We start from the raw sequence: 23,653 nt of genomic DNA, 5'->3' as shown, positions 1-23,653 counted from the left end.
CCGGCAGTCGTCATGGGCTGTCACCCGCTGCTGAACACATAGGCAGTGTGGAGGGAACGAGGGGAAGTGAAACATCTCAGTACCCTCAGGAAGAGAAAACAACCGTGATTCCGGGAGTAGTGGCGAGCGAAACTGGATGAGGCCAAACCGTATGCGTGTGATACCCGGCAGGGGTTGCGCATGCGGGGTTGTGGGATCTCTCTTTCATAGTCTGCCGGCTGTGAGACGAGTCAGAAACCGTTGGTGTAGGCGAAGGACATGCGAAAGGTCCGGCGTAGAGGGTAAGACCCCCGTAGCTGAAACATCAACGGCTCGTTTGAGAGACACCCAAGTAGCACGGGGCCCGAGAAATCCCGTGTGAATCTGGCGGGACCACCCGCTAAGCCTAAATATTCCCTGGTGACCGATAGCGGATAGTACCGTGAGGGAATGGTGAAAAGTACCGCGGGAGCGGAGTGAAATAGTACCTGAAACCGTGTGCCTACAAGCCGTGGGAGCGTCGCACAAGGACTTGTCCTTGTGTCGTGACTGCGTGCCTTTTGAAGAATGAGCCTGCGAGTTAGCGGTGTGTAGCGAGGTTAACCCGTGTGGGGAAGCCGTAGCGAAAGCGAGTCCGAACAGGGCGTTTGAGTTGCACGCTCTAGACCCGAAGCGGAGTGATCTAGCCATGGGCAGGTTGAAGCGGAGGTAAGACTTCGTGGAGGACCGAACCCACCAGGGTTGAAAACCTGGGGGATGACCTGTGGTTAGGGGTGAAAGGCCAATCAAACTCCGTGATAGCTGGTTCTCCCCGAAATGCATTTAGGTGCAGCGTCGTGTGTTTCTTGCCGGAGGTAGAGCACTGGATAGGCGATGGGCCCTACCGGGTTACTGACCTTAGCCAAACTCCGAATGCCGGTAAGTGAGAGCACGGCAGTGAGACTGTGGGGGATAAGCTCCATGGTCGAGAGGGAAACAGCCCAGAGCATCGACTAAGGCCCCTAAGCGTACGCTAAGTGGGAAAGGATGTGGAGTCGCAGAGACAACCAGGAGGTTGGCTTAGAAGCAGCCACCCTTGAAAGAGTGCGTAATAGCTCACTGGTCAAGTGATTCCGCGCCGACAATGTAGCGGGGCTCAAGCGTACCGCCGAAGTCGTGTCATTCATACACATAGGGTCAACGCCCGTATGGATGGGTAGGGGAGCGTCGTGTGCCGGGTGAAGCAGCCGCGGAAGCGAGTTGTGGACGGTTCACGAGTGAGAATGCAGGCATGAGTAGCGATACACACGTGAGAAACGTGTGCGCCGATTGACTAAGGGTTCCTGGGTCAAGCTGATCTGCCCAGGGTAAGTCGGGACCTAAGGCGAGGCCGACAGGCGTAGTCGATGGACAACCGGTTGATATTCCGGTACCCGCTTTGAAACGCCCAGTACTGAATCAGGCGATGCTAAGTCCGTGAAGCCGGCCCGATCTCTTCGGAGTTGAGGGTAGTGGTGGAGCCGATGAACCAGACTTGTAGTAGGTAAGCGATGGGGTGACGCAGGAAGGTAGTCCAGCCCGGGCGGTGGTTGTCCCGGGGTAAGGGTGTAGCCCGTGTGGTAGGTAAATCCGTCACACGTTAAGGGTGAGACCTGATGCCGAGCCGATTGTGGTGAAGTGGATGATCCTATGCTGTCGAGAAAAGCCTCTAGCGAGTTTCATGGCGGCCCGTACCCTAAACCGACTCAGGTGGTCAGGTAGAGAATACCGAGGCGTTCGGGTGAACTATGGTTAAGGAACTCGGCAAAATGCCCCCGTAACTTCGGGAGAAGGGGGGCCATCACTGGTGATAGCACTTGCTGCTTGAGCTGGGGGTGGCCGCAGAGACCAGCGAGAAGCGACTGTTTACTAAAAACACAGGTCCGTGCGAAGCCGTAAGGCGATGTATACGGACTGACGCCTGCCCGGTGCTGGAACGTTAAGGGGACCGGTTAGCTGCTTTTCGGAGCGGCGAAGCTGAGAACTTAAGCGCCAGTAAACGGCGGTGGTAACTATAACCATCCTAAGGTAGCGAAATTCCTTGTCGGGTAAGTTCCGACCTGCACGAATGGCGTAACGACTTCTCGACTGTCTCAACCATAGGCCCGGTGAAATTGCACTACGAGTAAAGATGCTCGTTTCGCGCAGCAGGACGGAAAGACCCCGGGACCTTTACTATAGTTTGATATTGGTGTTCGGTTCGGCTTGTGTAGGATAGGTGGGAGACTGTGAAGCGGCCACGCCAGTGGTTGTGGAGTCGTCGTTGAAATACCACTCTGGTCGTGCTGGATGTCTAACCTGGGTCCGTGATCCGGATCAGGGACAGTGTCTGATGGGTAGTTTAACTGGGGCGGTTGCCTCCTAAAGAGTAACGGAGGCGCCCAAAGGTTCCCTCAGCCTGGTTGGCAATCAGGTGTTGAGTGTAAGTGCACAAGGGAGCTTGACTGTGAGACCGACGGGTCGAGCAGGGACGAAAGTCGGGACTAGTGATCCGGCAGTGGCTTGTGGAAGCGCTGTCGCTCAACGGATAAAAGGTACCCCGGGGATAACAGGCTGATCTTCCCCAAGAGTCCATATCGACGGGATGGTTTGGCACCTCGATGTCGGCTCGTCGCATCCTGGGGCTGGAGTCGGTCCCAAGGGTTGGGCTGTTCGCCCATTAAAGCGGTACGCGAGCTGGGTTTAGAACGTCGTGAGACAGTTCGGTCCCTATCCGCTGCGCGCGTAGGAATATTGAGAAGGGCTGTCCCTAGTACGAGAGGACCGGGACGGACGAACCTCTGGTGTGCCAGTTGTCCTGCCAAGGGCATGGCTGGTTGGCTACGTTCGGAAAGGATAACCGCTGAAAGCATCTAAGCGGGAAGCCTGCTTCGAGATGAGTATTCCCACCCTCTTGAAGGGTTAAGGCTCCCAGTAGACGACTGGGTTGATAGGCCAGATGTGGAAGCCCGGTAACGGGTGGAGCTGACTGGTACTAATAGGCCGAGGGCTTGTCCTCAGTTGCTCGCGTCCACTGTGTTAGTTCTGAAATAACGAACGGCCGTGTTTTTCTCCGGTGTTGGTTAATTTCATAGTGTTTCGGTGGTCATTGCGTTAGGGAAACGCCCGGTTACATTCCGAACCCGGAAGCTAAGCCTTTCAGCGCCGATGGTACTGCAGGGGGGACCCTGTGGGAGAGTAGGACGCCGCCGAACAATTTTTCCGGGAAAGCCCCGCACCATTTGGTGCGGGGCTTTCCTGCGTTCACGGCCCTTGTGGCGGTGGTGTATCGCCGCCCGACCCGGTCTACGACGGTGTGACCAGGCGGGTGTCGTACGCCAGGATGACCGCCTGGACGCGGTCCCTCGCGCCGGTCTTGGCGAGGATGCGGGTCACGTGCGTCTTCACCGTGGATTCGGCGAGGTGGAGACGGGTGGCTATCTCCGTGTTCGACCAGCCCTGGCCGATGACGGTGAGGACCTCCCGTTCCCGTTCCGTCAGCGCGGTGATGCGCGGGTCCGACGCGGCGGGTGCGCCTGGTACCGCTGGAAGGTGGTGCACGTAGGCGTCGAGAAGACGGCGGGTCAGGGTCGGGGCCACCACCGCGTCACCGGCGGCCACCGCGCGGATGCCGGCGAGGAGTTCTTCGGGCAGGGCGTCCTTGACCAGGAAGCCGCTGGCGCCGGCGCGCAGGCCGTCGTAGGCGTACTCGTCCAGGTCGAACGTCGTGACGATCAGGATGCGGGTGCGGGCGCCCGAGGCGATGATGCGCCGGGTCACCTCGATGCCGTCCTGGCCCGGCATACGGATGTCCATCAGCACGACGTCGGGGTGGTGGCGGGCGACCAGCCGGACGGCCTCGTCGCCGTTGCCGGCCTCGCCGACGACCGTCATGTCGTCCTGGCTCTCCAGCAGCATGCGGAAGCCGAAGCGCTGCATCGGCTGGTCGTCGGCGATGAGTACGGTCGTCACTGGTGCGTGTCCTCCAGGGGAAGGCGGAGCCGTATCTGCCATCCGCCGTGGTCCGGCAGCGGGCCCGCTTCGAGGGTGCCGTCGTACAGTGCGGCGCGTTCCCGCATGCCCATGATGCCCTGGGCCGGCGGTGGTGGTGTTTCGTCGGTGCCGGGGGTCTGACCGGCTCCGTTGCCCGTGTCGGTGATGCGGGCGTCCAGGTGTGTGCGGGTGTACGTGAGGGTGACCGTCGCGGACAGGGGCGCCTGGTGGGGCTCCAGCGGGGGGCGCGGGCCCGTAGCGGGCGGGGTGGCGTGCTTGAGGGTGTTGGTCAGGGCTTCCTGGACCACTCGGTACACGGTGAGTTGGCGGCCCGGAGTGAGTGACCGCGGGCGGGGTTCGCCGTGGAACTCCAGGTGGACGGGCAGTCCTGCCCGGCGTACGCGTTCGATGAGAGGGGCCAGTTCGTCGAGCGTGGGCTGCGGGGTGCGTTCGGCCTCGGGGTGGTCGTCGCGCAGGACACCCAGGAGACGGCGCAGCTCGGACAGGGCCTGCCTGCTGGTGGCGCCGATGGCTTCCAGCGCCTGGCCCGCGCGTTCCGGGTTCTTCCGGGCCGCGTACGCCCCGCCGTCCGCCAGGCCCGTGATGACGGACAGGTTGTGGCCGATGATGTCGTGCATCTCCCGCGCGATGCGCGTGCGTTCGGCGGCTGCGGCGAGCCGGGCCTGCTGGTCGCGTTCGCGCTCCAGCCGGTGGGCGCGCTCGACCAGGGCCTCGGTGTACTCGCGACGCGTGCGGACCGCGATCCCCAGGAGGACGACGAAGACCAGGCCCCAGACGTACGAGACCACTTCCTGCCCCCAGGTGGAGGGGATGCGGACGCCGATGGCCAGGACCGGGGCGACGAACAGCGCTGCCGCGGCCCCGACCGTACGGAAGGAGGAGCGCAGGACGAGCTGGAACACCGGGATCAGCTGGAGGAGTGCGGCCTGGACCACGGCGCCCGTCCAGACGTTCACCAGGGACGCCGGTGCCATCAGCAGCAGGACGGCCATGGGGTGCGTGCGGCGCCACAGGAGCGGCAGCGAGAAGCAGAGGCTCATCAGGAGCACCAGCGCTTCGGGCGCCGTCACGTCGTCGTGTGCGACGGTCCGCCAGCCGCCTGAGGTGTAGTCGAGCACCGCCGCCACGGTCCAGAACGCGGTCACCGCCGCGTCCCAGACCCGTGGCCGACGTCGGTCGAAGGCGCGGAGGCGGTCCAGGGCGCCGCGGATGATCCTGGTGAGGGGGGCCGTCTCGGCGGGGTGGGTGGCGCCTGCGGTGCCGGCGGGCGGGGGTGGTGGGGCTGTGGCGGCGTCGGGCGTCGCCGGGAGCGTGCCCGCGGCCTGGGGGTGGTCCGTCACCTGGTCGCTCTCCTCGTGGGTCAGACGTCGCGGCGTCGGAGCCCCAGCGCTGCCGCGGCCAGTGTCGTGCCCGCCCATACGGTGAGGGCGAGCAGGGCGGGGCCGGGGGAGGCGGTCCCCGGGATGGGGGTGGCGGAGCCCAGGGCACCGGCGGCTTGGGTGGGAAAGTACATGATGGCGCGCTCGACGGCGTCGTACGGGAGCATCCCGAGGATCTCCGGCAGGATCATGACGCCGCCGATGAACGCGCCGATCGCACCGGGCACGGAGCGCAGCAGTGCGCCGAGGCCGAGGGCGAGCAGGCCCATCAGGGTGAGAGCGGCCGCGTTCCCCGCCAGGGCGCGCAGGATGCCCGGGTCGGTGAACGAGGCGGCCTGGTCGGTGTCGTGGAGGAAGGCCTGGGCCGCCGCGAACGTGACCAGGGCCGTCGCGAACATGACCGTGAAGACGGTGGCGGCGAACACCGCGGCCTTGGCCCACAGGACGGGGAGCCGGGCGGGTACGGCGGTGAGCGAGGAGCGGATCATGCCGGTCGCGTACTCGCCGGCGGTCATCAGAATGCCCAGGACGACCAGGCACAACTGGCCGAGCATGCTGCCGTACAGGGTCAGGACGACCGTGTCGACGTCGGAGTCCCCGCCGCCGGAGGTGTAGGTCCCGCCCATGATCAGACCGACGCCCAGGACCATGACGACCGCGGAGACGACGGTGATCCAGGTGGAGCGCAGGGAGTGGAGTTTGTGCCATTCCGAGCGCAGGATCCGGGGCCCGGTGATGCCGTACCGCGATGGTCCTGCGGGGTGTGAGAGCGCGGGGGTGGGATGGGTTGTGGTCATGCTGCTGCTCCGGTGCGAGGGGAGGGGCCGGGAAGCGGGGACGGGGTCTCCCGCTGTGGCCGGTGGTCGACCGATTCCTGGGTGAGGTCCATGAACGCCTGCTCCAGCGACACGGTCTGCGGCGTGAGTTCGTGCAGGGTGATCGCGTGCGCGGCGGCCACGCCTCCGATGTGCGCCGCGTCCACGCCTCGGATCCGGAGTTCGTGAGCCGGGGCGTCGGCGGTGGGGACGTGCGTGGTGGGGACGCGCGTGGTGGGGACGTGCGTGGTGGGGACGTGCGTGGTGGTGATGGTCACGCCCGGGTTCGCCAGGTGTGCGCTCAGTTCGTCCGGCTGGGGGGTGACGACCCTGACGGATGCCCCGCCCGCCGAGCGGATCAGCTCGGCCACCGTGGTGTCGGCGAGGAGCCTGCCTCGGCCGATGACGATCAGGTGGTCGGCGGTGAGGGCCATCTCGCTCATCAGGTGGGAGGAGACGAGGACCGTACGGCCTTCGGCTGCGAGAGAGGTGAGGAGGGTGCGGATCCACAGGACGCCTTCGGGGTCCAGACCGTTGACCGGTTCGTCCAGGATGACGGTGGCGGGGTCGCCGAGGAGGGCGGCGGCGATGCCGAGTCGCTGGCCCATGCCGAGGGAGAAGCCCTTGACCCTCCGGTGGGCGGCGTCGGTGAGCCCGGCGAGGTCGATGACTTCCTCGACGCGGCGGCGCGGGATGCCGTGGGTGTGGGCGAGGGCCATCAGGTGGTTGAGGGCGGACCGGCCCGGGTGGGCGGACCGGGCCTCCAGCAGGGCGCCGACCTGGGTGAGGGGCGCGGGGTGGGCGGCGTAGGAGCGGCCGTTGACGGTGGAGCGGCCGTGCGTCGGGGCGTCGAGGCCGAGGAGTATGCGCATCGTCGTGGACTTCCCGGCGCCGTTGGGGCCGAGGAAGCCGGTCACCGTGCCGGGGCGGACGGTGAAGTCGAGGTCCTGGACGACGGTTCTGTCGCCGTACCGCTTGGTGAGGCCGTGTGCCTTGATCATGCGGTCGACGCTACGGAGACGGCGCGGCACGGTCGTCCGACCGGGGGCTGGACGTGGGCCTGGGGCGTAGTACCGGGGTACGACGGGGTGTGGGCGCGGTCGCTCTGGGGGTGGCGGTGGTCGCGGTCGCGGTGGGGTTAGTCGGTTGAACGTGGGGCGGGCGGGGGTGAGGATCGGAGCATGGATTATGTGATGCGTGCGGTGCGGGCTGACGAATGGCCGCAGGTCAGACAGTTGCGGCTGGACGCTCTGCGGGACCCGGCGGCCCCGGTGGCGTTTCTGGAGTCGTACGAGGAAGCGGTGGCGAAACCGGACGCCTTCTGGCAGGAGCGCGCGGCTGATGCCGCCGAGGGCGGGGGCGGTCGTGTCCGGCAGTTCGTCGCGGAGTCGCCCGAAGGGGTGTGGGTGGGTTCGGTCACCGTGCTCGTCGAGAGCCCGGAGGACGATGTGCGCTTCGGGGAGGCGCCCGCGGTGGAACAGGCGCACCTGGTCGGTGTGTTCGTCCGTCCCGAGGTGCGGGGTACCGGGGTGACGGACGCGCTGTTCCAGGAGGCCGTCGCGTGGGCGTGGTCGCTGTCCTCGCCCCGGCTGGAGCGGGTGCGCCTCTACGTCCACGAGAAGAACGCGCGCGCCGCCGCTTTCTACCGGCGGTTCGGATTCGTCCCCTCCGGGCAGCGGATTCCGGCCCCGGGTGGCCGGGGCGAGCTGGAGCTGGAGTACGTCCTCGGGCGGGGCGAGCGGTAGCGGTGCTCCGGGGGCCTCACGGCCTAAGCGCCTTCCGGCTGACCGGCGCCCGGGGCCGGAACGTGCAGGCGTTCCTGCCAGCGGGCCCGCCCCTGTTCCCGGGAACGGAGCAGCACCAGTGTGGGCATGCCCCGGTTCTGGCCGGTCGCCAGCAGCTCAGGGAGCTGGGGGAGGGGTGCCACCGCCGCGACGTCGTCGAGGACGAGCGTCATTGGTGGGTCGAGCCGACCGTCGGATGACCGTGCGGCCATGCGGCGGCCGTGCTCGACCACGTCTGCGGCGAGCGCGGTGAGGAGGGGCATCGCGCCGGGGCGGGAGCGGGGATCCTCGATGGGTTCGCCCACCAGATAGAGCGTTCCCCCTTCGTGCGCAAAAGATTCCAGCACGAGGGAATCCGCTCGGTTCGCCGTGCAGGCCTCGCGGATGTGCACCGTGGACAGGGCGGCGAACGCCCGTACCGTCAGTTCCTGGGCCACCTCGCGCCGTTCGGGATAGGCGGTGAGGGCGGACTCCAGCAGCCCGGCGAGTCCGGACGCGGCCTTGGGGTGCGTACGGAGGAGGCGTACCGGTTCGTGGGCGCCGGATCCGGAGGCCCAGCGGAGGACCTGGCGGAAGGGGCGGCCGTCGACCGCGGCGGCGTGCAGCCAGCACTGGAGGAGCGTCTGCGCCGTGTCGGCCACCGCCGCGTCGATCCGGGCCTGCGGGCGTACCGGGGCGAGCAGGGCGGCGGCGCGCGCGGCGGCGACGTCGGGGAGCTCGCAGCCCGTGGTGGGCGACCAGTGGAGGCGGGCCGGGGTGTCGCAGAGGTGGCCCGGGTCGTAGACGAGGACCGGGCCGAGCTTGGCGCGGGCGTCCTTCGTCTCGGCCCAGACGGTGGGGTCCGAGGTGACGACGAGGACGGGGCCTTCGGCGTCGAGGACGGCCCGGACGACGGTGGGGCGCCGGGCGGGGGCGGGGGCGTACACGAGGAGGGGGGTGCGGGGGGAGGGGAGGAGGAGGGCGGAGGGGGCGACTTCGGGGGGCATCTCAGAGGTCCCGGGGAGCTCCGAGGGCCTGGGGAACTCCGAGGGCCTGGGGGTCTCGGGCGTTCCTGGAGTCTTGAGGGTTCCTGGGGTCTCAGGGGCTGCTGGGGTCCCTGGGGACCCGAATGTTGCAGAGGGACTGGGGGCCGCCGGTGCTCCGGGTGCCTCGGGTGCCTGTGCCTCCGGTGCCTCCGGTGCCTCGGGGGTGAAGTGTCGTGCGTCTCCCCTGGCGGGAGCGGGCGTGCGTTCGGCCGCGGGGGTGTTCTCGGCTGTGTGGCCGGGTGCCGGTGTCGGCTCTGTGGCCGGTGACGCTCTTACGGCGGGGGGCTGCTTCCCGTGCGTTCCGAAGGCTCGTTCCTCGCGGCGCCGCTCCCGTACGGCACGGCCACGGGCCACGACTCCGAGCGTGAACACCGCGAGGACCAGCAGCACCATCAGTTCGCCGATGAACAGGCCCCAGAACAGGCCGTATCCGGAGAGCTGCGCCGGGGGCGTCCCCGGCCAGGCCGCGGCGAGGTCCTGGGGGGCGGTGGCCAGTTCGCGCAGGGCGAGCGGGGACCGGGTGAACGTCACGCCGTCCGGCCAGGCCCCGTGGGCGAGGAGCCCGGCCAGGCCGGCGGCCGTCCAGGCGACCAGGGTGGCGGCGAGGAGGAGGCCCAGGAGACCGATCAGCAGGCCGTCCGGGATGCCGCCGCCCTGGGGGCGGCCGGCGTAACCGTCGTGGTGGGCGGGCCCGTTGTCCCGGCCCCGCGCCGGCTGACGTGCCATGTCAGGCCACCGTTGACTCTGACGACTCGTTCATCCGTTGCTGGTGTTCGATCCGGGCCGCCCGTTGCTCCGCCTCCAGTTCGGCGGCGCGGATGTCGTCGGGGAGCATGTCGTCCGCCGATCCCTCGGTCATGGCGCGGTCGGTGAAGACCAGGGGGCGTTCGGCTTCGGTGATCAGGTGTTTGACGACCTGGACGTTGCCGTTGACGTCCCAGACGGCGATGCCGGGGGTGAGGGTCGGGATGATCTCGACGGCCCAGCGGGGTAGGCCGATGACCCGGCCGGTCGCTCTGGCCTCGTCCGATTTCTGGGCGTAGATCGTGCGGGTGGAGGCCATTTTGAGGATGGCCGCCGCTTCCTTCGCCGCTGCTCCGTCCACCACGTCGCTGAGGTGGTGGACGACGGCGACGAACGAGAGGCCGAGCCGGCGTCCGAACTTCAGCAGGCGCTGGAAGAGCTGGGCGACGAACGGGGAGTTGATGATGTGCCACGCCTCTTCGACCAGGAAGATGCGCTTCTTGCGGTCCGGCCTGATCCAGGTGTGCTCCAGCCAGACGCCGACGATCGCCATCAGGATCGGCATCGCGATCGAGTTGCGGTCGATGTGCGAGAGGTCGAAGACGATGAGGGGCGCGTCGAGGTCGATGCCGGCGGCCGTGGGGCCGTCGAACATGCCGCGCAGGTCACCGTCGACCAGGCGGTCCAGGACCAGGGCGACGTCCAGGCCCCAGGCCCGTACATCGTCTATGTCGACGTTCATCGCCTCGGCGGACTCGGGCTCCGGATGGCGCAGCTGCTCCACGATGTCCATCAGGACCGGCTGGCGCTCGGTGATGGTCGCGGTGACGTAGGCGTGGGCCACCTTCAGCGCGAAGCCGGAACGCTCGTCGAGCCCGTGGCCCATCGCGACTTCGATGATCGTACGGAGCAGGGCGAGCTGGCCGGTGGTGGTGATGGAGGGGTCGAGGGGGTTGAGCCGGATGCCGCCGTTGAGCGCTGCGGTGGGGTCCAGCCGGATGGGGGTTATGCCCAGCTCCTGGGCGATGAGGTTCCATTCGCCGACGCCGTCCTCGCCCTGGGCGTCGAGGACGACGACCTGCCGGTCACGGAAGCGGAGTTGGCGCAGGACGTAGGTCTTCTCCAGTGCGGACTTGCCGTTGCCGGACTCGCCGAGGACGAGCCAGTGGGGGGCGGGGAGCTGTTGCCCGTACAGCTGGAAGGGGTCGTAGATGTAGCCCTTCCCGCTGTAGACCTCGCGGCCGATGATCACGCCGGAGTCGCCGAGGCCGGGGGCGGCGGTGGGGAGGTAGACGGCCTGGGCCTGGCCCGTCGACGTACGGACGGGGAGGCGGGTCGTCTCCACCTTGCCGAAGAGGAACGAGGTGAAGGCATCCGACAATGCGGACAGGGGGTCTCGCATGGTGGGGTGCCCTCTCTGGTTGCGGTTGTCGCGGTTGTCGCGGTTGTTGGAGTGGTTGGGGTGGTGGGGCGGTTGTGGGTCTTCTGCGGGTGGTCGCGGTGGGGGTGATGCCTTGTCAGCGGCGGATGCCCGTGGCGAACGGCAGCGTGTTCACGAAGGCCCGGTGGTGCTCGCGGTCGCACCATTCCAGCTTGAGATACGACTTGCCGGCCGAGGCGCGGATCGTGCGCTTGTCGCGGGCGAGGGCCTCGGGGGAGCGGGACGACACCGTGATGTACCCCACCAGGTTCACTCCGGCCGCGCCGCTGGCGAGATCTTCACCCCGCTGGTCGAGCCGGCCGTGGGCGGCGATGTCGCGGGGGTCGACGGTGCGGTTCATCTTGGCCTGCCGGCTGGCCTCGGCGTCGTCGTTGGTCTTCTCGGTCAGCATGCGTTCGATGGCGACCTCGGTGGGTTCGAGGTCCATGCAGACGGCGACGGTACGGATGACGTCGGGGGTGTGGACGAGGAGCGGGGCGAGGAAGTTGACGCCGACGGGGGTCATCGGCCATTCCTTCACCCAGGCCGTGGCGTGGCACCAGGGGGCGCGGGTGGTGGACTCGCGGGTCTTGGCCTGGAGGAAGGTCGGTTCGACCGCGTCCAGCTCGGCGGGCCAGGCGTTGCGCTTGGTCATGGCCTGGATGTGGTCGATGGGGTGGTCGGGGTCGTACATGGAGTGCACGAGGGAGGCCACGCGGCTCTGGCCGAGCGGTTGGCGTACCCGGATGTCGGCCTCGGCGAGGCGGGCGCAGATGTCGGTGAGCTCGCGGGCCATGACGACGGCGAGGCCGGCGTCGCGGTCGAGCTTGCGGCCGCCGTGGGGGCGGGCGGCGCGGGCCATGGCGTTGGCCTCGGCGGCCAGTTCGCGGCTGTAGTGCATGCAGGCGACGAGGTAGGCGCGGTGCTGCTCGCTGGAGGTGGAGACCATGGACTGGAGTTGGTCGTAGGACTCCTGGAGCCAGCCCGGGGACGCCTTGTCGCCTCGCTGGGCGACGTCCTTGGCATGGGCGTCGGGGTCGGCGGGGAGGGTGCGGGCGAGCATCTGGAGGCGGGTGACGAAGCCGTCGCCGTTGGCCACGTGCTTGAGGAGGGTGCCGAAACGGTCGACGAGCGCCTCCTGGTCCTCGCTGTCGCGGAGGCCGACGCCGGGGCCCTCGATCTCGATGGCCGCGGTGACGGTGCGGCGGTCGGCGTGGAGGAGCACGGCGATCTCGTCGGGGCCGAAGGGGGCGGCGAGCCAGCTGATCCGGCCGATGCCCGGGGGCGGGCCGATCTCGACCTCACGGCCGTCGGCGCTGACGCCCGCTTCCATGGCGGCGGAGCGGTAGGCGGTGCCGCGGCGCAGGGAGCGCTTGAAGCTGCGGTTGATCTCGAACCACTTGTAGAAGGTCCGCCCCCTGTAGGGGACGTACACGATGGCGAGGGCCAGCATGGGGAAGCCCACGAGGCAGACGATGCGGAGGGAGAGGACCGGGACGAGGAGTCCACTCATCATGCCGAGGAACGCGCCGGCGATGATGAGGGCGATCTCGCCCGTCTCACGGTTCTTGCCGACGATCGCGTTCGGCCGGGCGCGGCCGATGAGATACGTGCGGCGGGGCGTCATCGTGTGGGACTGGGTCGTCAACGCCCTCCACCTCCTGTGTTCGAGTTACCTGTGGTGCCGAAGCCGCCTCCGCCTCGGGAGGAGCGGCTGCTGTGGGGGGTTCCGGAGGTGGGTGCGGATCCACTGCGGGGCGAGGGGGCGGAACCCCCGCCGCCGCCTCCGCCGGTGGTACGGGAGCTGTGGGCGGCGACGCCACCGCTGGCCGGGTTGGCGGGGCGGGCGCCTCCGCCTCCGCCGCTGTTCTGGTCGTTACGGCCGCTGTGGGTCTTGATGCCCTGGGAGACGAGAGCGGCCGGGGAGCTGATCAGGGCGGCGGCCTGGGAGCCGTCGGTGGCCTGCTTGCGGTTGGTGCGGGCGCCCTGGATCTCGTCGCCGAAGCCGGGGACGAAGCGGTAGATCATGGCGGAGGCGAAGATGGCCAGCAGGATGATGGAGAGGCCGGAGACGACGGCGGAGAAGGCGTCGGGGCCGTCGCCCGTGGAGAGCGCTCCGGCGAGGCCGAGGACGATGACGATGACCGGCTTGACCATGATCACCGCGATCATGATGCCGGCCCAGCGGCGGACGTGGCCCCACATGTTCTTGTCGACGAGGCCGGCGTAGACGACGATCCCGAGGAGCGCGCCGACGTAGAGCAGGGCGGCGCGGATGACGAGCTCCAGCCACAGGATGCCGGCGGCGAGGATCGAGACGAGCGAGACGACGATCAGCATGATCGGTCCGCCGCCGATGTCCTCGCCCTTCTTGAGGGCTTCGGCGAACGAGCCGAAGAAGACGTCGGTCTGGCCGCCGGTGGCGGAGGAGATGACCTCGGTGACGCCGTCGGTGGCGGAGACGATCGTGTAGAGGATCAGAGGGGTGAAGGCGGAGGCGAGGACGGTCAGCCAGAGGAAGCCGACGGCCTCGGAGATCGCGGTGGTGAGGGGGACGCCGCGGATGGCCCGCTTGGCCACGGCGAGGAGCCAGAGGACGAGGGTGAGGATGGTGGAAGCCGCGAAGATGACGGCGTACTGCTGGAGGAACTTGGGGTTGGTGAAGTCGACGTTGGCCGTGGACTCGACGGCCTCGCTGAGCTTGCCGACGATCCAGGAGGCGGCGTCGGCGCAGCCTCGGGCGAGGGAGGAGAGGGGGTCGGTGGGATTGTCGAGGTCAGTGGGTGCGCGTGACCCGCTGCGAGCGTTTTCGCCGTCCTCGCAGTAATCCCGGGCGAGCCCGACAATGAGGTCGCAGGGGTTGTCGCTCTCGCTGGGAGATGGCGTCGGGGTCGGTGTAGGAGCCGCGGAGGCGCCTGGTGCCATGAAGACCAGTGCGGCAGGCGCGAGACCTGCAGCGCCTGCCAGTGATGAGAGACGCGATCGGCGGCTATCGGGCATAGGTGAAGCCTCCGTACGCATCAACCGCAGTGGCCATCTCGTCGGCCGTGGAGGCACGGTTGTCACCGTTGACCGGTGTCGGTCCCTCCGTCTGGGTCGACGACGAGATCTTCCAGTCGCCCCCGACCCACTTGAGTTCCTGCGAGATGGTGAACCAGGTCTCGGTCACAGGCTTGGTGGAGCCTTGCCCGGCCAGCCCGACGAGGCCGGTGCACCAGACCTCCACCGTGGCGACGTCGGCTTCCATCTTGACGACCTTCGTGCCGACCGGGACGGTCCGTGAGACGAAAGTCAGCCCGGTGGGCGTGCTGCCGTCGTCGTTGAGGCCGACGTTCTTGTAGAACGTCGGCGAATAGGCACTGTCCAGGCTGTCCTGGAGATCCGAGGCCACCGCTGGATCATGCGTGGCCTGAATGATGCTGCGGCGGCTCTCCTTCATGAACATCTCCGCAGACCCCAGTGCCACCGCGTAGTTCGCCGCAGCGCTCTGCGCCCCCTGCTCGTCGTGGGCGAAGCCGGAGGCGATCGTGCCGTTCTTGCCCTGGACGGGCTTGGTGCCGGTGGCGGCGGTGGGGGCGCTTCCTGTGGTTCCGGGCTTCTTGGCGCCCGGGGAGGCGTCGTCGCTGCCACCGCCTCGGTTGGCGAAGGCGATGGCAGCGACGAGGAGCACCACGACGCCGGTGACCGTCACGAGGGAGCGGGAGTTGCGGACCGGGCGGCGCGCGTGAGGGAGCCCCGTGTCACCGTCGGGGAGACGGGTACGGGTCTGACGGGTGCCGCCGAGGGTGCTGTACGGGTCCTCCGGGCGGCCCCCCTGGTCCTTGCCGCGGTAGTCGTGCTCGTCACCGGGACTCATGCCGCGTTCGCTCCCTCGGTCGTGTGCAGATCCGCGCAGGACGACGGTAGCTGTGCTGGTTGCCGCTTGAGCGCGGTGTGGTGACTCGACATCAGGGAAACGCAACCTCAGCCGGTGGGCACGACGGGCGGATGGGGGGAACGGGCTGGGACGGCCCGGAGGGGAGCGGCCGATGGTGGGTCAGACAGCCATTCCGTACACGATGGTGAACAAGGTCCCCAGGGATCCGATGATGAAGACCCCTGTCAGTCCTGCCACGATCAGCCCCTTGCCCTGCTCCGCACTGAACGTGTCGCGGAGTGCCGTCGCTCCGATGCGCTGCTTCGCCGCGCCCCAGATCGCGATGCCGAGGCAGAGCAGAATGGCGATGGCCATCACCACCTCGATCATGATGCGCGCCTCGTTGCCCAGCGTCCCGAACGGCCCCCAGTCCGGGGCGATTCCGCCGATGATGGTGGTGATGTCGCCCTTCTCTGCTGCCAGGATCATGTAAGTCACCGCCCCTATTGGGTAGTTCGCTGCCCGTACCGTCCGGCACGGGTCGCCTTCTATCTTCGCTGATGAAACCGCGCTCGCACGACGCCTTCCCGCGTCTCTTTACCCGGATCTCGCACGTTTGACCGGGGCGGTCGCCCTGACCTGCGGCTCGTCCGGCCCTTCATGTATACGTCTGGTTACTCTGTGTATCACGGGGTGTGACCAGGAGCAACGACGATGGCCATGGGTTCCTGAGGCGGTTGCAGCGTTCGCGGGGCACGGTGTGTTCGTATGCGCCGTTCGAGAGCCGTCGGTGCGCCGGTCGGCTGCCTGTTCGATGCTTCGTCAGGCGTGCTTGGGGAACAGCACGCGGGGCGCGGGGCGGGGCTGGTGAGGTCGTCTGTGCTCGGCTCCCCCTTCGTTCGGGTGAACCGAGCGGCTCTGCGGGGGGCGGCGCCCCCGCTCTGCCCGGCCGGGATCCACGGGGCAGGGGGGCGCACAGAGCCGGGACCCAGCGGGCTGGCGTACGGCATGTCGCGTACCGCGGATTTGGCACAGTGCCGCTCCACGATCAAGAGGAACGGGGTGAGCGGTGTGGGCGGAGTAACCGTGGTCGGGTCGCAGAACGGGGGCGGGGAGCGGCGGGGGACGCCGGCCGGACCGGCGGGGGCGGACGGGTGCGGAGATCTTCGGCACAGCGGCGGTCCGTGGCTGCGGGCCGCCGCGGGGGCCGACCAGCTGGTCACACACCTCGGCCCGGTGAAGAGCGAGTTGGAGGCGGCGCACCGGGGCTTGACCACAGGGGCCGGAGCACTGGACGCGCTGGCCGAACTGAGCGTCGTGCGCGCCTCGTGGGAGCGCCGGATCGAGGGCGCGCGCGGCGAGTGCGGGAGGCTCGCCGGGAAGCTGCGGGCGGTCGTCCGGGGCCAGGCACGGGCGAACGAGGCGGTGAAGAGCGGCTTCGACGGGGTGAAGACGCCGCCCTGTGGCGGCGCGGGGTGAGCGGGCGGAGCAGTGGTGCGGGTTCCGCCCTGACCTGGACCGCGTTACGCGAGGTGAGGTGCGCCGAACTGGAGGAGGCGGCGGACGGCTGGGGACGGGTGAGCAACCGTGCCGACGCGGCCCGGGACCGTATCGAGGGCCAGCTCCTGCCCGGCCTGCACGATACGCAGAAGGGGGAGGCGGTGGACGCGGCCGTCAGGCGGTTGCGCGGGCTGGGGACGAACTTCCAGTACATCTACACCGAGTGCGGGCTGCTGCGGACCACGTTGAACAGCCTGGCCCACGAGATCAAGGCCCAGCAGCGGGTGCTGCAGGGGGCGCTTGACGATGCGGCGGCGCTGAGGTTCACGGTGCACGCGGATGGTTCGGTGACGTATCCGGCGGGGGGCGAGGGCCTGATCGACGGAAAGCCGCTGGCGGGTGGGACGGCGTCCGGGGTTCCGAACCCGGGCATGGACCCCCCCTTCGGGGCTCGTGGCGCCCAACCCGAACGCCGGCAAGGCCCAGGACATCGCGGACCGGGTGGCGCAGGCCGTACGGACGGCGGCCGACGCGGACTGGCGGTACGCCAGGATCCTGCGGTCGCTGAAGGCGCGGGAGGGCCTGGGCGTCCCGGCCGCGACGTGGCAGGACGCCGCGGCCGATGCGGCGGCCGTGCGGCAGGCGGCGGGCAGCTACCTGAAGAACGCGATCCCGCACGATGAGGGCCCGGCGGAGCGCAAGGCGTGGTGGGCCGGACTGACGGACGAACAGCGTGAGGAGTACCTCGCGGTGTACCCGGATCAGATCGGCAACCTGGACGGGATTCCGGCCCTCGTACGGGACGCGGCGAACCGGGACAACCTGCAGTTGCTGATGGGGAAGCTGGAGGGGCGGAACGACGAGGACTCGGCGACCAAGCTTGCGGCGCTGCGCGAGATCGACCGGCAGCTGAGGGCGGTGCCGGGGGCGGGGGAGCCGCCGATGTACCTGCTCGGGATCGGGGATCAGGGAAATGGTCGGGCGATCGTGTCCTACGGGAATCCTGATACGGCGCGGAATGTGGCGGCTTATGTTCCGGGGTTGAACACCTCGTTGGATGAGGAGTTTGCCACGAACGACCTAAAGCGCGCCCGTGACCTGTCCATCGTTTCGAATCGTCACGGAGAGCCTGCCGCTGCAATCACGTGGCTCGGATATGACGCACCGCAGTCGCCTGACGGGCTCAGTTCTCTCTCTGTCATTGCAGATGGCAGAGCGGAGGGTGGCGGATTAGCCTTCCGCGAATTCATGGGCGGAATCGAGGCGGCGAACGAGAATGAAGACCCGCACATGACGGCGATCGGCCACTCGTACGGCTCACGGACTGTTGGCTCTGCTACACAGTATCCGGGCGGAATTCCTGGTGTTGATGACATCGTGTTCGTCGGAAGCCCAGGCGTTGGGGTCGACAGTGCGGACGAACTCGGAGTGGGCCGGGATCATGTGTTCGTCGGAGCGGCCACCAATGATGTTGTGACCAAACTTCCCTCGAAGGGCGAATTCGCCGTAGGGGCGGCAGAGGCACTGGTCGGCGGACCGGCTGCAGCTTATATCTTCGGCAGTTTAGCCGACCGAGGGGACGACGATGTCTGGTTCGGCAAGGATCCGGCCAGCGAGGCTTTCGGGGCGCAGCGATTCGAGGTAGGGGATGGGCCGCCCCTGGTTGGGGAGGGGAGGGTAACGATCGATGCCCACTCGGAATACTTCGATCCCGAGCTCGATAGAACGTCGGTCGAAAATATGGCATTGATCGCTGCGGGGCGCGCGAACAGGATTCAAAGAGAAGAGACGCGTTAATGGGCAGGCCTCGATCGATCATCATCGTAATTCTCTTGGGGGCGTTGTTGTCAGGGTGTGCGGGAGGTCGGGGTGAAGATATGAATATGCAGGATGCGGCTGAGCGCGCTGATGGCATGCTCGACAGCGTTCTCGATGAGATCGAGCCGAGCGTGCTTTGGGTGCACGGTCCGACGACGACGGGGAGTTGCACGGTCACTCGGAGACGGACGGTCATGACGGTCGTATCTGCTCAGCGAAGGGGGAGCCTCCTGGGTTTAGTAGATCGGTTCTGGCGGAAGAGCGGCTATCGCGTGACGGCCATCAACAGCCACGTTGATGCCCCCGCGATCTATGTGAGGACGCAGGACGGGTTCCAAGTGAGCTTGACTGTCGCTGACAAGGGTCAATTCCACTTTGACGTGGACAGCCCCTGCGTCCGCCGCTCCGAAGTCGCCGACTCCACCAGTCGTGCCACAGCGTTCCTCGATCCGGAAGCGCGGCTCATCCCCCGCCCCAACATCCACTCAGACTTCTGGTCGGCAGGCGCCCCCGAGGTGGCGGCGAGAAGGTCGTGATCAGGGCAGGTTGGCTCAACTGGTTGAGTGTGTACGGGCTTTGAGCCCTGCATTGGGCCCTGGGGCCCATGTCGTGCCCCCTGCCTGTGTGGTCGCATACGCGGAGTGACTGATCTGTCGCCCGTTCCGCCCACTCACGAGGTAGGGGACTGCTCTTGTCCGGCATACGAAGAAGCGCGGTCCCTGTCGGCGTCGATGTAAGCGCTGCCGCAGCGGATCCAGGGCGGTTGATGCCCCGGCCGTTGCAAGCGGTGCTGATCCTCCTTCACGTTCTCTTCGTGGCCACCCTGGTGGGCGGCATCAGGGCCCTGTCGACGGCGTCCTCGGTGGACGCGGTCGACGGGTACTTCCTCGGGTTGTTGCTCTACGCGTCGTTACCCGGCATCGGCGCCTTCGTGCTGTCGCTGTACGTCCGTAAGGGCGGCGTCCGAGTCTGGTACGGGCTCCTCGCCGTTCAGGCGTGGATCGTTCTCGGTGCCCTCGCGGAGTTGAGCGGCGGGGCCGGGGCGGGGGGTGTCGCCCGGCTGGCGATACCGACGGCCGCCATCGTGCTGCTGTGCCGGCCGGGGAGCCGCCGGTGGTTCCGGAGCGGCCGGGAGCAGCGGGTCGAGCAACGGTTGTTCAGCTTCGCCCGGATGATGAAGCTCCGCCGCGACGGTGGGCAGACCGCGCTGGAGTATCTGGGCCTCGTCCTCGTGGTCGTCGCGCTCGTCGGCGGGCTGATGGCCACGGGAACCGGCAGGCAGCTCACCGCGGAGATCCGTAGTGCGATCTGCGAGCTGACCGGTGGCTCGTGCCCAGCGCCTGGGCATGACGTCGTGGCCGGTGGCGGAAGCGCCGACGGCAGCGGCAACGGCAGTGGTCACGATGATGCTTCGGGCGCCGGTACGGACGGCGGTGCTGGTGCCGATGGTGGCGGTGGTGGCGGTGGTGATGAGTCCGGCCTCACCGGTGGCACCGGCAGCACCGGCAGCACCGGCAGCACCGGTACCAGCGGTGCCAGCGGTGCCACCGGTGGCACCGAAGGGGCCGCGACCTCCGGAAGCACTGGCGGCACCGGCGGCACCGCCGCGAACGGCAGCAACGGCTCCGGTGACACCGCCGGCCCCCAGGGCAACGCCTCGTCCCCCCAGGGCCGCGACCAGAGCGGCGACCAGGACAGCGGCCAGAGCGGCGACCAGGACAGCAACCACGGCGGCGACGCCTTCCCCCCGGCCGACGTCATCGTGCCGGTCGACGCGGGTAGACCCCCTGGCCCCAACGGCGGCGGTTTCCTCGACGGGTTCCTCGGGGACGGGCTGGGCGGTGACCTCCAAGGGGTCGTCGACGCGGTCCTGCGGCCCGGTGAGAGCGGTCAGCGCATCGTCGACCAGTGGGGGCGCGACACCCGGGGCGCGGGTGAGAAGTGGAAGCGCGGTGACTACGTCGGCGCCGCCTGGGACTGGAACAAGGCGGTCGGCGGAGCCGGGCTGGCGATACCCGGCTCCGGTGCGCGGGTCGACGCCGAGGTGCGGGACGCCGAGCGCGCGCACCTGAGCGGGCGGATTCCGCAGAACGCCACGCCGGCCGGGAACAAGGCCTGGTGGGACGGGCTCTCGCCGGAGGAGCGCGGTCGGTACATCGAGCTGGTGCCGGAACGGATCGGCAACCTCGACGGCATCCCGGTCCTCGCGCGCGACGCCGCCAACCGCAGGAATCTCCCCGCGCTGATCGACAAGTTGGAGGGGGTCGACACCGACAAGGCGCGTGACCAGCTGGCCGGGCTGCGGGAGATCGACCGGCAGCTCAAGGAGGACGGCAAGCCGCCGATGTATCTCATCGGGATCGGTGACGAGGGCAACGGGCGGGCCATCGTCTCGTTCGGCAACCCGGACGCCTCCCAGCACGTGTCGGCGTACGTACCGGGGCTCAACACCTCGCTCGACGAGGAGTTCGCCAAGAACGACATCGGGCGCGCCCGGGACACCGCGATCGGGGCGCAGGGGTACGACGACTCCACGGCGTCCATCGTCTGGCTCGGGTACGACGCGCCGCAGCTGCCGGACAAGGACGGGGCGGCGGGCTACTTCGCCGTCATGGGCACGGGGCGCGCCGAGAAGGGCGGAGCGGCCTACCGCGACTTCATGGGCGGGATCTCCGTGACCAACCAGAACACGGACCCGCACATGACGGCCATCGGGCACTCCTACGGGTCCCGGACCGTGGGCGCGGCGGCGGCCCGGCCCGGCGGGATTCCCGGGGTCGACGACATCATCCTGGTCGGCAGTCCGGGGGTCGGCGTCGACCACGCCGTGGACCTCGGCGTCGGCAGCGAGCACGTCTTCGTGGGGGCCGCCGCCAACGACCCGGTGACCAAGCTGCCCTCCAAGACCCAGGTGGTGGTCGGTGGCATCGGGCTCGCCCTGGGCGGCCCCGGTGGGGCCTATCTGGCCGGCGATCTGGCCGATCCGGGTGACGACGACCTGTGGTTCGGGAAGGATCCGGCGAGCAAGGCGTTCGGGGCGCGGCGCTTCCCGGTGGCCGACGGTCCGCCGCTCGTCAGCGGGAGCGGTATCAGTCTGGACTCGCACTCGAACTACTTCAGCCCGGAACGCGACGCCGTGTCCGCGGACAGCATCGCCCTGATCGTGTCGGGCAACGCCGACCGGCTCAAGATGGAGGAACCGAAGTGAGTCGAGCGAAGCGGGCCCTGCCCCTCGGCGCGGTCGTCCTCGCCCTGGGGGTGGTGCTGTCCGGGTGCGGGAGCGAGGACGGAAGCGCGCACGAGGGCGGCGTGAGCACCGGAAAGGAGCGCGGGATGGACATGCAGGAGGCTGCGGAGCAGTCCGACGCGATGCTGGACGCGGTCCTGAAGGGCATCGACCCCGATGTGCGGTGGGCGCACGGGCCGACCACCACCCGGGCCTGCGGGGTGACCCGTCGGCGGGCCGTCATGACGGTCATCTCCCCCGGACTCCGTCAGACGTTCCTGGACCGCGCGGAGTCGTTCTGGCGGAAGAACGACTACCGGATCAAGGCGGTCAACAAGGACGAGAAGTTCCCGGCGGTCTACGCGGTCACGAAGAGCGGATTCGGTGTCAGCGTCTCCTTCCGGGGGAAGGGGCAGGCCTTCCTGGAGGCCGACAGCCCGTGCGTGAAGGAGTCGAAGGTCGCCGCACCCACCACCGAGCCGAACGGCCCGGCGTACAAGGACGTCTATCCGCTGCCTCGCCCCAACGTCCGGTCGGACTTCTGGTCGGGGGAGGGCGGCTGAGGCCGCGTCACCCCTGGTGCCGGTGAGCCGTCGGCGCCCCCGTGTGCTGCGGGTGCGCCGGTGGTGTGCTGCGGATGACTCGTACACACCGTCGAAAACGGCTCTGAAGCGCGCCCCGATGGGGGATGGTTGAGGGGTGCGGAAATTCTGGGTGTTCGGTGGCATCGGCGTCGGCATGGTCATGTGCTTCCTGGCGCTGCTCGTCGTCGGTACGTACTCCGCCGCCGCCGGGCTCGCCGGATCGGGGGGCGGCGGTGCCGTCGCGCTGGCCAAGGGGGCGGTCCCGGCGCGGTTCCAGCCGCTGGTGCAGAAGTGGGGCGACCTCTGTCCCGCCATCAACCCGGCGCTGCTGGCCGCGCAGTTGTACCAGGAGAGCGGCTGGAACCCGCGGGCGCAGAGCCACGCCGCCGCGCAGGGCATCGCCCAGTTCATCCCCGGTACGTGGGCCACGCACGGGATCGACGGCAACGGCGACGGCAAGCGGGACGTGTGGGACCCCGCCGACGCGATCCCCTCGGCCGCCTCGTACGACTGCGAGCTCGCCGGGTACGTGAAGAAGGTGCCGGGCGACCCGACAAGCAACATGCTCGCCGCGTACAACGCCGGCGCCTACGCGGTGATCAAGTACGGTGGCGTCCCGCCGTACAGGGAGACGCAGAACTACGTCAAGATCATCCGTTCGCTGGAGAAGAGCTTCGCCCGGCCCGTCGGCCGTGTCGCGCCCTCCAAGCAGGCGGCAGGGGCCATCTACTTCGCCCAGAAGAAGCTCGGCACGCCGTATCTGTGGGGCGGCAACGGGACGCCGGAGCAGCAGGGCCGGTTCGACTGCTCGGGGCTGACCCAGGCGGCTTACCGGACCGTCGACATCGAACTGCCGCGCGTCGCCAACGACCAGTACAACGCGGGCCCGCATCCCTCGCGGGACGAGCTGCTCCCGGGGGATCTGGTGTTCTTCTCCGACGACCTCACCAACTCACGTGCGATCCGGCACGTCGGGCTGTACGTCGGGGGCGGCTATATGATCAACGCGCCGTTCACCGGGTCGGTCATCCGGTTCGACAAGATCGATACGCCGGATTACTTCGGTGCGACACGGGTCACCAAGGACGGCGCCGCCGCCCTTCCGACGGATCTGCCGACGGGGTGACGGAGGTCTCTTGTGTCTCACGTGTCTCCCGGGGGATTCCCGTACGGGCCTCCCGGCCGGGGTTCCGGCCAGGGTTTCCGGAGCGGCGGACCGCGCTGACGGGCAGTCGGCCGTGGACGGAACTCTCTGTGAAGCCTGGGCCCTGAGCTGCGATGACGAGTCACTCTTCGATAACGTCATGGTGATCATTCGGTGGAGAGTGGAACGCACACGACGGCCGGGCCGTTCCCTGGGAAGAGGACGGGAACGGCATGCGCGCCGACCATGCGTCGCGGTGATGCGGTACAGCGATGCTGGGCAGTGCGGTAGCGGACAGCACCGGACACGGGGGTTCGACCACGGCGGCGTGCAAGGACGCGCGTCGCAGCAGAAGAAGCAGACAAGGC

At 68.4% G+C, this 23,653-nt stretch carries 16 protein-coding genes, 2 rRNA genes and 1 pseudogene (1 of these 19 running past the window's edge); 9 read left to right on the top strand and 10 right to left on the bottom strand.

What is annotated here, in order from left to right:
* Together PSQ21_RS15030 and rrf are read left to right on the top strand one after the other, a co-directional pair.
* Positions 1 to 2,995, top strand: a 23S ribosomal RNA gene (locus tag PSQ21_RS15030) (it extends 128 nt beyond the left edge of the window).
* A 79-nt stretch (positions 2,996 to 3,074) separates the two neighbouring features.
* Positions 3,075 to 3,191: ribosomal RNA gene (gene rrf / locus PSQ21_RS15025) — 5S ribosomal RNA — on the top strand.
* Positions 3,192 to 3,282: 91 nt separating this feature from the next.
* Here the strand turns inward: rrf and PSQ21_RS15020 are convergent.
* From PSQ21_RS15020 to PSQ21_RS15005, 4 genes are read right to left on the bottom strand one after another with little or no spacing between them, the layout of a single operon-like run.
* Positions 3,283 to 3,948 (bottom strand): response regulator, encoded by a 666-nt coding sequence (locus PSQ21_RS15020; RefSeq protein WP_274031011.1) that lies wholly within the window; start codon positions 3,946 to 3,948, stop codon positions 3,283 to 3,285.
* Positions 3,945 to 5,330 carry a sensor histidine kinase gene (locus PSQ21_RS15015; RefSeq protein WP_274031010.1) on the bottom strand — a complete coding sequence of 462 codons (1,386 nt, stop codon included), beginning with the start codon at positions 5,328 to 5,330 and terminating at the stop codon, positions 3,945 to 3,947. The genes PSQ21_RS15020 and PSQ21_RS15015 overlap by 4 nt, the downstream gene beginning before the upstream one ends.
* A 20-nt stretch (positions 5,331 to 5,350) precedes the next feature.
* On the bottom strand, positions 5,351 to 6,166 hold the full coding sequence (locus PSQ21_RS15010; protein WP_274031009.1) for an ABC transporter permease: 816 nt from the start codon (positions 6,164 to 6,166) through the stop codon (positions 5,351 to 5,353).
* Entirely contained in the window at positions 6,163 to 7,185 is a 1,023-nt protein-coding gene (locus tag PSQ21_RS15005; protein WP_274031008.1) for an ABC transporter ATP-binding protein, read from the bottom strand. The genes PSQ21_RS15010 and PSQ21_RS15005 overlap by 4 nt, the downstream gene beginning before the upstream one ends.
* A gap of 180 nt (positions 7,186 to 7,365) precedes the next feature.
* On the opposite strand from PSQ21_RS15005, the gene PSQ21_RS15000 reads away from it, so the two are divergent.
* Positions 7,366 to 7,929, top strand: coding sequence for a GNAT family N-acetyltransferase (locus PSQ21_RS15000; protein WP_274031007.1), 564 nt, complete (start codon positions 7,366 to 7,368; stop codon positions 7,927 to 7,929).
* Between the two features lie 23 nt (positions 7,930 to 7,952).
* Here the strand turns inward: PSQ21_RS15000 and PSQ21_RS14995 are convergent, their stop codons facing one another.
* The 6 genes from PSQ21_RS14995 to PSQ21_RS14970 all read right to left on the bottom strand — a co-directional run bounded on the left by PSQ21_RS14995 (position 7,953) and on the right by PSQ21_RS14970 (position 15,502).
* Positions 7,953 to 9,719 (bottom strand): type IV secretory system conjugative DNA transfer family protein, encoded by a 1,767-nt coding sequence (locus PSQ21_RS14995; RefSeq protein WP_274031006.1) that lies wholly within the window; start codon positions 9,717 to 9,719, stop codon positions 7,953 to 7,955.
* A gap of 1 nt (position 9,720) precedes the next feature.
* The gene (locus tag PSQ21_RS14990; RefSeq protein ID WP_274031005.1) at positions 9,721 to 11,139 is read right to left on the bottom strand and encodes an ATP-binding protein; all 1,419 of its coding nucleotides are present in this window, start codon (positions 11,137 to 11,139) and stop codon (positions 9,721 to 9,723) included.
* A 115-nt stretch (positions 11,140 to 11,254) separates the two neighbouring features.
* On the bottom strand, positions 11,255 to 12,805 hold the full coding sequence (locus PSQ21_RS14985) for an SCO6880 family protein (RefSeq protein WP_274031004.1): 1,551 nt from the start codon (positions 12,803 to 12,805) through the stop codon (positions 11,255 to 11,257).
* The gene (locus PSQ21_RS14980; protein ID WP_274031003.1) at positions 12,802 to 14,157 is read right to left on the bottom strand and encodes a hypothetical protein; all 1,356 of its coding nucleotides are present in this window, start codon (positions 14,155 to 14,157) and stop codon (positions 12,802 to 12,804) included. Before PSQ21_RS14980 ends, PSQ21_RS14985 begins: the two co-directional genes overlap by 4 nt.
* The gene (locus PSQ21_RS14975) at positions 14,147 to 15,013 is read right to left on the bottom strand and encodes a hypothetical protein (RefSeq protein WP_274031002.1); all 867 of its coding nucleotides are present in this window, start codon (positions 15,011 to 15,013) and stop codon (positions 14,147 to 14,149) included. The genes PSQ21_RS14980 and PSQ21_RS14975 overlap by 11 nt, the downstream gene beginning before the upstream one ends.
* A 180-nt stretch (positions 15,014 to 15,193) precedes the next feature.
* Entirely contained in the window at positions 15,194 to 15,502 is a 309-nt protein-coding gene (locus PSQ21_RS14970) for a hypothetical protein (protein ID WP_003968086.1), read from the bottom strand.
* A gap of 582 nt (positions 15,503 to 16,084) precedes the next feature.
* Between PSQ21_RS14970 and PSQ21_RS14965 the strand changes: the two genes are divergently transcribed.
* The 6 genes and pseudogenes from PSQ21_RS14965 to PSQ21_RS14940 all read left to right on the top strand — a co-directional run bounded on the left by PSQ21_RS14965 (position 16,085) and on the right by PSQ21_RS14940 (position 23,267).
* Positions 16,085 to 16,492, top strand: coding sequence for a hypothetical protein (locus PSQ21_RS14965; protein ID WP_337961672.1), 408 nt, complete (start codon positions 16,085 to 16,087; stop codon positions 16,490 to 16,492).
* A pseudogene (locus PSQ21_RS14960) lies at positions 16,489 to 18,310 on the top strand (alpha/beta hydrolase). Before PSQ21_RS14965 ends, PSQ21_RS14960 begins: the two are co-directional and overlap by 4 nt.
* An 80-nt stretch (positions 18,311 to 18,390) precedes the next feature.
* A complete protein-coding gene (locus PSQ21_RS14955) occupies positions 18,391 to 18,867 on the top strand; it encodes a hypothetical protein (protein ID WP_274030999.1) in 477 nt (158 codons plus the stop codon).
* Between the two features lie 230 nt (positions 18,868 to 19,097).
* On the top strand, positions 19,098 to 21,539 hold the full coding sequence (locus PSQ21_RS14950; protein ID WP_274030998.1) for an alpha/beta hydrolase: 2,442 nt from the start codon (positions 19,098 to 19,100) through the stop codon (positions 21,537 to 21,539).
* Positions 21,536 to 22,120, top strand: a complete 585-nt coding sequence (locus tag PSQ21_RS14945; protein WP_274030997.1) for a hypothetical protein — start codon at positions 21,536 to 21,538, stop codon at positions 22,118 to 22,120. Before PSQ21_RS14950 ends, PSQ21_RS14945 begins: the two co-directional genes overlap by 4 nt.
* Before the next feature lie 151 nt (positions 22,121 to 22,271).
* Complete coding sequence (locus PSQ21_RS14940; RefSeq protein WP_397992105.1) at positions 22,272 to 23,267, top strand: C40 family peptidase; 996 nt, start codon at positions 22,272 to 22,274, stop codon at positions 23,265 to 23,267.
* Positions 23,268 to 23,653: the final 386 nt, after the last annotated feature.

Source organism: Streptomyces sp. MMBL 11-1, assembly GCF_028622875.1.
In the GTDB taxonomy this organism is placed as follows: domain Bacteria; phylum Actinomycetota; class Actinomycetes; order Streptomycetales; family Streptomycetaceae; genus Streptomyces.
Note: the sequence above shows the minus strand (reverse complement) of the source record. Positions and strands in the feature narration are given on the sequence as shown.

What these genes read in the sequence shown, in the direction of transcription:
- PSQ21_RS15010 (WP_274031009.1), bottom strand. Translation starts at nt 6,166, where the DNA reads ATGACCACAACCCATCCCACCCCCGCGCTCTCACACCCCGCAGGACCA.
- PSQ21_RS15005 (WP_274031008.1), bottom strand. Translation starts at nt 7,185, where the DNA reads ATGATCAAGGCACACGGCCTCACCAAGCGGTACGGCGACAGAACCGTC.
- PSQ21_RS15000 (WP_274031007.1), top strand. Translation starts at nt 7,366, where the DNA reads ATGGATTATGTGATGCGTGCGGTGCGGGCTGACGAATGGCCGCAGGTC.
- PSQ21_RS14995 (WP_274031006.1), bottom strand. Translation starts at nt 9,719, where the DNA reads ATGGCACGTCAGCCGGCGCGGGGCCGGGACAACGGGCCCGCCCACCAC.
- PSQ21_RS14990 (WP_274031005.1), bottom strand. Translation starts at nt 11,139, where the DNA reads ATGCGAGACCCCCTGTCCGCATTGTCGGATGCCTTCACCTCGTTCCTC.
- PSQ21_RS14980 (WP_274031003.1), bottom strand. Translation starts at nt 14,157, where the DNA reads ATGCCCGATAGCCGCCGATCGCGTCTCTCATCACTGGCAGGCGCTGCA.
- PSQ21_RS14975 (WP_274031002.1), bottom strand. Translation starts at nt 15,013, where the DNA reads ATGAGTCCCGGTGACGAGCACGACTACCGCGGCAAGGACCAGGGGGGC.
- PSQ21_RS14970 (WP_003968086.1), bottom strand. Translation starts at nt 15,502, where the DNA reads ATGATCCTGGCAGCAGAGAAGGGCGACATCACCACCATCATCGGCGGA.
- PSQ21_RS14955 (WP_274030999.1), top strand. Translation starts at nt 18,391, where the DNA reads ATGAATATGCAGGATGCGGCTGAGCGCGCTGATGGCATGCTCGACAGC.
- PSQ21_RS14950 (WP_274030998.1), top strand. Translation starts at nt 19,098, where the DNA reads ATGCCCCGGCCGTTGCAAGCGGTGCTGATCCTCCTTCACGTTCTCTTC.